Source organism: Streptomyces flavofungini, assembly GCF_041028215.1.
GTDB lineage: Bacteria > Actinomycetota > Actinomycetes > Streptomycetales > Streptomycetaceae > Streptomyces > Streptomyces flavofungini_B.
In genome coordinates, this window is sequence record NZ_JASKYR010001530.1 from 1 (window position 1) to 488 (window position 488).

1 rRNA gene is annotated in these 488 nt (G+C 59.0%); it reads left to right on the top strand.

The window, feature by feature from the left end:
- Positions 1–298 precede the first annotated feature (298 nt).
- Positions 299–488 (top strand): 23S ribosomal RNA (locus tag AB8Z36_RS42030); the annotation flags it as partial.

A 488-nucleotide genomic window follows, 5' to 3' on the forward strand; every position in this document is an offset into this window, starting at 1 on the left:
TATCAACTCCGGTTGATCAGAGGCCAGTTCATCAGCGAACGTCTGATGCTGGTTGCTCATGGGTGGAACGTTGACTACTCGGCCTGTTTCACGGGTCGGAGGCTGCCAGTACTGCTCGTAAGAGCGTGGAACGCACGATCTCCGGACGGGAAGAGGCCGGGCACGCTGTTGGGTATCTGAGGGTACGGGCTGTGAAGCCTGTCCTTCGATGCCGACCCCAGTGCACTCGGGCTGCTGGTCCGGGGTGATGGGTGGTTGGTCGTTGTTTGAGAACTGCACAGTGGACGCGAGCATCTGTGGCCAAGTTTTTAAGGGCGCACGGTGGTGCCAAGGCATCCACGGGGGGTTTCCGAATGGGGAAACCCGGCAGTCGTCATGGGCTGTCACCCGCTGCTGAACACATAGGCAGTGTGGAGGGAACGCGGGGAAGTGAAACATCTCAGTACCCGCAGGAAGAGAAAACAACCGTGATTTCGGGAGTAGTGGCG